Origin of the sequence: Clostridium sp. BL-8, from assembly GCF_002006495.1 — a bacterium.
Lineage (GTDB): Bacteria > Bacillota > Clostridia > Clostridiales > Clostridiaceae > Clostridium.
Genome location: NZ_LZZL01000138.1, coordinates 1 through 9,520, shown reverse-complemented (window position 1 = coordinate 9,520; position 9,520 = coordinate 1). Strand labels below are relative to the sequence as shown.

General features: G+C 29.1%; 2 protein-coding genes. Both read left to right on the top strand.

Annotated features, from left to right (window positions below; all coding sequences use genetic code 11):
- Positions 1 to 2,106, top strand: a 2,106-nt coding sequence (locus CLOBL_RS25695) for a condensation domain-containing protein (RefSeq protein WP_143323961.1), incomplete at its 5' end; no start/stop codon positions are given.
- Positions 2,107 to 2,193: 87 nt separating this feature from the next.
- Positions 2,194 to 9,520: non-ribosomal peptide synthetase (locus tag CLOBL_RS25690; RefSeq protein WP_242953926.1), on the top strand; the 7,327-nt coding region annotated here is incomplete at its 3' end.

The following is a 9,520-nucleotide window of genomic DNA, read 5'->3' as shown; positions in this document are numbered from 1 at the left end:
TGTGTTTCAGGAGATGGACTTGCAAGAGGATATTTAAACAGAGAAGAATTAACAACAGAAAAGTTTGTAGATAATCCATTTGAGCCAGGAGTTAAAATGTACAGAACAGGAGATTTAGCAAGATGGCTTCCAGATGGAAATATAGAATACCTAGGAAGAATAGATAATCAAGTAAAAGTGCGAGGCTTTAGAATAGAAATTGGAGAAATAGAAAATCAGCTTTTAAAAATTAAAGAGATAAAAGAAGCAGTAGTAATAGCGAAGAGTAATGAAAATGGAGACAAGTATCTTTGTGGATATGTAACAGCAGGGCAGGAAGTAGAAATAGCATTAATAAAAGAAGAACTCTCAAAAGAATTACCATCATATATGATACCAAGCTATATATTACAAATAGATAAGTTCCCATTAACACCAAATGGAAAAATAGATAAAAAAGCTCTTCCAGAAATAGATGTTGCTAAAATGTTAGAAAGTGAATATGAAGCACCAGGAAATGAAATAGAAGAAAAGTTAGTAAAAGTATGGGAAGAAGTTCTAGACAGAAATCACATAGGTATTAATGACAATTACTTTGATTTAGGTGGTCATTCATTAAAAGCAGCATTGATTATGGCAAAAATAAAAAAAGAATTTGAAGTACAAATAGAAGTTAGAAAATTATTTGAAAATCCAACTGTAAAGACTTTAGCTAGAATAATAGAAAAAGCTGATAAAAAAGAATATGTAACAATAAGTAAGGCAGAAGAAAAAGAATTCTACAAAGCATCTTCAGCAGAAAAAAGAATATTTACATTATGGGAAATAGATAAGCTTAATACTGTTTATAATATTCCAATGATACTAGAAATCCAAGAAAAAATGGATAATAGAAAAGTAGAGATAATATTAAATAAGCTTATAGAAAGACATGAAGCATTAAGAACAAGCTTTAAGGTAATGGATGGTGAAATAGTACAAAGAATTCATAATGAGTGGAAATTAGATTATGAATATGAAGAAGTAAATGAAAAGATGATTAAAGAAAAAGTAGATGATTTTACTAAGCCATTTGATTTAACAAGAGCACCATTAATGCGCAGTAAGCTTATAAAATGTGAAGATAAAAAATATATATTCATGTTAGATGTTCATCATATAGTATCTGACGGAGTATCTATGAGCGTGTTAATGAAAGAATTCATGAAATTGTACAATGATGAAAAATTAGGGCAGCCAATATTACAATATAGAGATTATTCAGAATGGCAGAATAGTTTAGAAGAAAATGGTGTGATAGGAAAACAAGAAGAATATTGGTTAAATAGATTAAATGGAGAGCTGCCAATATTAAAGCTTGAAACTGATTATGAAAGACCAAAGGTACAAAGTTATGAAGGAAACAGATTAAATTTTGCTATGGATAAAGAATTAAAAGAAAAATTAAATAATATAGCAAAAGAAACAGGAACAACATTATATATGGTACTTTTGGCTGCATACAACGTAATGTTATCAAAATACAGTGGACAAGAAGACATTATAGTAGGAACAGCACAGGCAGGAAGATCGCAAGCAGAACTTGAAGATACAGTTGGAATGTTTGTAAATACGGTAGCACTTAGAAATTACCCTAATGGAAACAAGACTTTCAGAGAATTCTTAAAGGAATTGAAAAATAATACCTTAAGAGATTTTGAAAACCTTGATTATCAATTTGATGATTTAGTCAATAAGCTAAGCTTAAAGAGAGATGTGAGTAGAAATCCAGTATTTGATGTAATGTTTGTACTTGAAAACATGGATTTTGGTTTAGATAAAAACGAGATGAAGATTAAAATGCTTGAATCAGAATCGACTATATCAAAGTTTGACCTTACATTAACTGGTATAGAGACAAAAGAAGGAATGGACTTTAGTTTAACTTATTGTAGCAAATTATTTAAAACTGAAACTATGGAAAAAATGAAGAAGCATTATATTAATTTAATTAAAGAAGCAGCTAACAATATTGACATAAAATTATGTGAGATAAAAATGTTATCAGCTGAAGAGTTAAAGGAATATGAAGAATATATTGATGATGAAAAAGTTCAAGTAGATGATTTCGATTTTTTAACTATATAAATTCTTAAGCTAGTTTTAGTATTGTTACAGGCATATTTAATTAATATGCCTGTAATAAATAAATATATAATGGGAGAATGTTGTGAGATGAGTAAGAATGAAAATGCGATACTTTCTATGGACAAATTTAGAAAAGAATTAAATTATTGGAATGAAAAATTAAAGAACGGTATTGAAAAATTAGACATTCCAATACCAACTAAAAATAAGAATGACGATTATAAAATAAATGACATAGAGATAAGTATTCCAAAGGAGTTATCGGATAAAATTATTAAAATAAGCAGAGATGCAGATTTGCAAATATTCATAGTATTAAATTCTATTTTAAAAGCTCTTTTTTATAAAGTTGCAGGTAAAGATAACATAACTTTCATGACTCCAGTATTGAAGAATAGTAAAGTGGATATGTTTAATAAAGCCATATTATTAAATGATATATTAGATGATAATATGAATTTTAAACGAATCCTAACTGAAATTAAGAATACTATTTCAGATGGATATAACAATAGTGGATATCCACTAGATAAAATCCTAGAGAGTAATGGATTAAATATTGAAAGTATAGATTCTATAGTTAATGTTGGAGCTATATATGAAAATATTCATGAGTTAGAATACATAAATAAATATAAGTTTGAGTTAATGTTTGTATTTGTAAAAGAAGATAATGAAATAAAAATTAAGCTTAGATATGATGAAAATAAATTTGAAAAAGTATATATGGAAAGTTTTTTAAAGAGATATATAATTATTGCGCAAAATTTGTTCAGTGATTATGATATGCAGTTAAAGGATTTATCAATATTACTAAGTGAAGAAAAAAATAAACTATTAAATGAGTTTAATAAAATAGAGGCAGACTACCAAAAAGATAAAACAATACAAGAGGTGTTTCAGGAACAGGTAGAAAAAGCACCAGATAATATAGCAGTAGTATATGAGAATAAGAAATTAACTTATAAAGAACTAAATGAAAAATCAAATTCTCTAGCAAGGATATTAAGAGGAAAAGGTGTTAAAGCAGATACTATAGTTGGAATAATGGTAGATAGATCTTTAGAGATGATGATAGCAATAATGGGGATATTAAAAGCAGGAGGAGCATATTTACCAATAGATCCTGAATATCCGGAAGATAGAATAAAGTATATGCTGGAAGATAGTGAGACAAAAATCCTTTTAACACAAAAGAATTTATTGGGAAGCATAAACTATGATGGAGAAGTTATAGATTTAGAAAATAGTAAATTATATGAAAAAGAGAATAGTAATTTAGATAATTTAAGCAAGTCAAACAATCTAGCATATGTTATATATACTTCTGGTACTACTGGAAAACCAAAAGGTGTATTAATAGAACATAGAAATGTTATAAGTTTAATAAATGCATTATTTGAGTCTATATATAAAAATTATAAAGTTAAGATGAATGTAGCACTAGTTGCTCCATATGTTTTTGACGCGTCCGTAAAACAGATATTTCCATGCTTAGCACTAGGAAATGCTCTTTTCATTGTTCCGAAGGATACAAGATTAGATGGTAATTTATTATTAAAATATTATGAGCATAATAGAATAGATGTTTCAGATGGAACACCAATGCATATTAATATGCTTATTAATAGTGCTGAACTAAATAATGTAGGAATGAATGTTAAGCGTTTTATAATAGGTGGAGATGCTTTAAAGGTTAAAGCTGTTGAAAACTTTTATAATACATTTAATTCAAATGAAACAATTATTACTAACATATATGGCCCAACAGAATGCTGTGTTGATTCTACCGCCTATCATATTGATAGGATGAAGGCAGGGGAGTTACATATAATACCAATAGGAAAGCCTATAAATAATTCTAAAATATATATACTAGGAAAAAATAATTCATTATTGCCAGTTGGAGTAGCTGGAGAATTATGTATCACAGGAAATGGGCTTTCAAGGGGATATTTAAATAAAGAAGATTTGACAAGAGAAAAGTTTGTAGATAATCCATATGAGCCAGGAAGGAAAATGTACAGAACTGGAGATTTAGCAAGATGGCTTCCAGATGGAAATATAGAATATTTAGGAAGAGCAGATAATCAAGTAAAAATAAGAGGGTTTAGAATAGAAATTGGAGAAATAGAGAATCAGCTTTCGAAATTAAAAGAGATAAAGGAAGCGGTAGTTGTAGCTAAGAGCGATAATAATGGAGACAAGTATCTTTGCGGATATATAACAGCAGAACAAGAAGTAGCAATAACATCAATAAAAGAAGAGCTTTCAAAAGAACTACCAGCATATATGATACCTAATTATATGCTGCAGATAGATAAAATTCCTCTAACAACTAATGGAAAGATAGATAAGAAAGCACTTCCAGAAATAGATATGGCACAAATGCTGGAAACTGAATATGAAGCGCCAGGAAATGAAATAGAGGAAAAGCTAGTAGAAATATGGGAAGAAGTTCTAGATAGAAAACATGTAGGTATCAATGATAATTATTTTGATTTAGGTGGTCATTCATTAAAAGCAGTATTAATAATATCAAAAATAAAGAAAGAATTAAAAGTAGAAATAAAGGTGAGAGAGTTATTTGAAAATCCTACTATAAAAGATTTAGGTATGATAATAGAAAGCTCAGAGAAAAAGGAATACATAACAATAAACAAAGCAGAGGAAAAGGAATTTTATAAAGCATCTTCAGCAGAAAAAAGAATATTTACACTATGGCAGATGGATAAATTAAATACTGTTTATAATATTCCAATGATAGTAGAAATAGAAGAACAAATGGATAATAAAATGGTAGAAAAAGCATTAAATGAATTAGTAAAGGGGCATGAAGCTTTAAGAACAAGCTTTCACGTAGTAAATGGTGAGATAGTACAAAAGATAGAGAAAGAATGGAAACTAGATTATGAATATGAAGAAGCAAGTGAGAAAGCTGCTAAAGAAAGTATAAACAATTTTATTAAGCCATTTGATTTAACAGAAGCACCACTAATAAGAAGCAAATTAGTAAAATGTGAGGATAAAAAGTACATATTCATGCTGGATGTTCATCACATAGCAACAGATGGAGTGTCTAATGGAATACTGATGAAGGAATTTGTTGAATTGTATAGAGGTGAAAAATTGAAGGAGCCTCAATTACAATACAAAGATTACTCAGAGTGGCAAAGTGATTTGGAGAAAAAAGGCGTAATAAAAAGGCAGGAAGAATATTGGTTAAATAGATTAAGTGGAGAACTTCCAATATTAAATGTTGTAACAGACTATGAGAGACCAAATGTTCAAAGCTATGAAGGTGATAGAATAGGTTTTTCTATAAATAAGGACTTGAAAGAAAAATTGAACAATACAGCAAAAGAAACTGGAACGACATTATATATGATTCTTTTAGCAGCATACAATGTGATGCTATCGAAATACAGCGGACAGGAAGATATTATAGTAGGAACAGCACAAGCCGGAAGATCACAGGCAGAACTTGAAAATACAGTAGGAATGTTCGTAAATACAATAGCACTTAGAAATTATCCAAGTGGAAACAAAACTTTTAGAGAATTCTTGGAAGAACTAAAAAATAATACACTAAGAGACTTTGAAAATCTTGATTATCAATTTGATGATTTAGTCAATAAGCTAAATTTAAAGAGAGATATAAGTAGAAATCCATTGTTTGATGTAATGTTTGTACTTGAAAATATGAATTCTGGTGTGGATGAAAATGCTATGAAATTTAAGCCTATTGATATTGAATCAGAGTTAACTATAGCAAAATTTGACTTAACATTGGCTGGAGTAGAAACGGATAATGGGATGAATTTTAGCTTAGAGTATTGTACTAAGTTATTTAAAAATGAAACTATAGAGAGAATGAAAGAACATTATATTAATATATTAAATTCCATAACCTCTAAGTTAGATAGTAAAATATATGAAATGAATATAATGAGTGCAGAGGAAAAGAATAAGTTACTCCATGAGTTTAATAAAATAAGAGCAGAGTACAAAAAGGATAAGACAATACAAGAATTATTTGAAGAACAAGTGAAGAAGGCTCCTAATAATATAGCAGTAGTATATGAAGATAAGAAATTGACTTATAAAGAGCTAAATGAAAAATCCAATGCCCTAGCAAGAGTTTTAAGAGAAAAGGGTGTAAAAGCAGACACTATAGTTGGAATAATGGTAGATAGATCTTTAGAGATGATGGTAGCAATAATGGGAATATTAAAAGCAGGAGGAGCCTATTTACCAATAGATCCTGAATATCCTGAAGATAGAATAAAGTATATGCTGGAAGATAGTAAGGCAAAAATACTTCTAACACAAAATAAATTACTAGAAAGCATAAAATATGATGTAGAGACTATAGATTTAGAAGATAGTAAATTATATGAAAAGGAAAATAGTAATCTAGATAAAATAATAAAATCAAATAATTTAGCATATGTTATATACACTTCAGGTACTACTGGAAAGCCAAAGGGGGTATTGATTGAACATAGAAATGTTATAAGTTTGATAAATGCATTGTTTGAGTCTATATACAAAAATTATAAATCAAAGTTAAATGTAGCATTAGTGGCTCCATATGTGTTTGATGCGTCTGTAAAGCAGATATTCCCATGTTTAGCACTAGGAAATACTCTTTTCATTGTTCCGAAGGATACAAGACTAGATGGTAATTTATTATTAAAGTATTATGACTATAATGAAGTGGATGTTTCTGATGGAACACCAATGCATATTAACATGTTAATTAATAGTGCTGAGTTAAATGATGTAAAGTTAAATGTTAAGCAATTTATTATAGGTGGAGATGCCTTTTCAATTAAAGTTGTTGAAAATTTCTACAATACATTTAATTCTAGCAAGATAGTTCTTACCAATATATATGGGCCAACAGAATGCTGTGTTGATTCGACAGCTTATCATATTAATGATATAGAACAGATAAAAAATTCAAAGAGCATACCTATAGGAAAACCTATAATAAATTCTAATATATTTATTGTAGATAAAAATAGAAGTCTGCTGCCAATAGGGGTTGCGGGAGAACTATGTATTTCTGGAGATGGGCTTTCAAGAGGATATTTAAATAAGGAAGAATTAACAAAAGAAAAGTTTGTAGATAATCCATTTGAGCCGGGCACTAAAATGTATAGAACAGGAGATTTAGCAAGATGGCTTCCAGATGGAAACATAGAATATCTAGGAAGAATAGATAATCAAGTAAAAATAAGAGGCTTTAGAATAGAGATTGGAGAAATAGAAAATCAGCTTTCAAAGTTAAAAGAAATAAAGGAAGCGGTAGTTGTAGCTAAGACCGATAATAATGGAGACAAGTATCTTTGCGGCTATATAACAGCAGAACAAGAAGTAGCAATAACATCAATAAAAGAAGAACTTTCAAAAGAATTACCAGCTTATATGATACCTAGTTATATTGTGCAAATAGATAAGTTACCATTAACCACTAATGGCAAGCTTGATAGGAAGGCATTGCCGGAAATTGATATTGCACAAGTTTTAGAAGCTAAATATGAGGCACCAGAAAATGAAATGCAAGAAAAGTTAGTAGAAATATGGGAGGAAGTCTTAGATAGAAATCACATAGGTATTAATGATAATTATTTCGATTTAGGCGGTCATTCTTTAAAAGCAGTATTAATTGTAGCAAAAATCAAGAGAGAATTTGAGATAGAAATAAAGGTAAGAGAAATATTTGAAAATCCTAATATAAAAGCTTTAAGTGCAGTAATAGAAAAAGCAGATAAAAAAGAATATATTACAATAAACAAAGCAGAAGAGAAGAAATTTTATAAGGCATCTTCAGCAGAAAAGAGAATATTTACATTATGGGAAATGGATAAATTTAATACTGTTTATAATGTTCCAATGATATTAGAAATAAAAGAGAAGCTGAATGAGAAGAAAGTAGAAATAGTATTAAATGAATTAATAAGAAGACATGAGGCATTAAGAACTAGTTTTGAAGTTATAGATGGAGAAATAGTACAAAGAATTCATAAAGAATGGAAACTGGAGTTTCAATATGAAGAAGCAAATAAAAAAGTAATTAAGGAGAGAATAAAGAAGTTTATTAGGCCATTTGATTTAGCGAAAGCACCATTAATACGAAGTAAATTAATAAAATGCAAAGATAAGAAATATATATTCATGTTGGATGTCCATCATATAGTAACCGATGGTGTGTCTATGGGTATATTAATGAAAGAATTTATGGAATTGTATGTAGGTGAGAACCTAAGAGAACCTCAATTGCAATATAAAGATTATTCAGAATGGCAAAATAACTTAGAAGAAAGTGGAGTAATAAAAAAACAAGAGGAATATTGGTTAAATAGATTAAGTGGAGAGTTACCAGTACTCGATATTATAGCAGATTATGAAAGACCTAAAGTACAAAGCTATGAAGGAAATAGGATAAACTTTACTGTAAATAAAGAGTTTAAAGAAAAGTTAAATAACATAGCAAAAGAAACAGGGGCAACATTATATATGGTACTTTTGGCGGCATATAATGTGATGCTGGCAAGATATAGTGGACAAGAAGATGTTATAGTAGGAACTGTTCAAGCAGGAAGATCACAAGCCGAACTTGCGGATACTGTAGGGATGTTTGTAAATACGGTAGCACTTAGAAATTATCCAGAGAGAAATAAAACTTTTAAAGAGTTCTTAAAAGAATTGAAAGGTAATACTTTAAGAGATTTTGAAAATCTTGATTATCAATTTGATGATTTAGTTAATAAACTAGATTTCAAAAGAGATATAAGTAGAAATCCTCTATTTGATGTGATGTTTGTAATTGAAAATATGGACTTGGGTATTGAAGAAAATAGTATGAAGGCTAAGGTGGTTGAATCAGAGCTAACTATATCAAAATTCGATTTGATTTTAGCTGGAGCAGAGGCAGAAGAAGGTATAAATTTCAGTTTAGAATATTGCACTAAATTATTTAAAGAAGAAACAATAGAAAGGATGAAGGAACATTATATCAATATATTGACTTATGTAGCCGGCAAATTAGAGAGCAGGATATGTGAAATTGATTTAATTAGTCCAGAGGAAAAAGATAAGTTATTAAATGCTTTTAATAGAACAAAAGCAGAGAATCCAAAGAATAAAACAATAGTAGATCTATTTGAAGAGCAGGTAGAAAAAACACCAGATAATATAGCGGTAGTATATAAAAATAAGAAATTAACGTATAAAGAGCTTAATGAGAAATCTAATGCTTTAGCAAGGATTTTAAGAGGAAAGGGTGTAGAAGCAGAAACAATAGTCGGAATAATGGTAGATAGATCTCTAGAGATGATAATTGGAATAATGGGAATCTTAAAGGCTGGAGGAGCATATTTACCAATAGATCCTGAATATCCAGAAG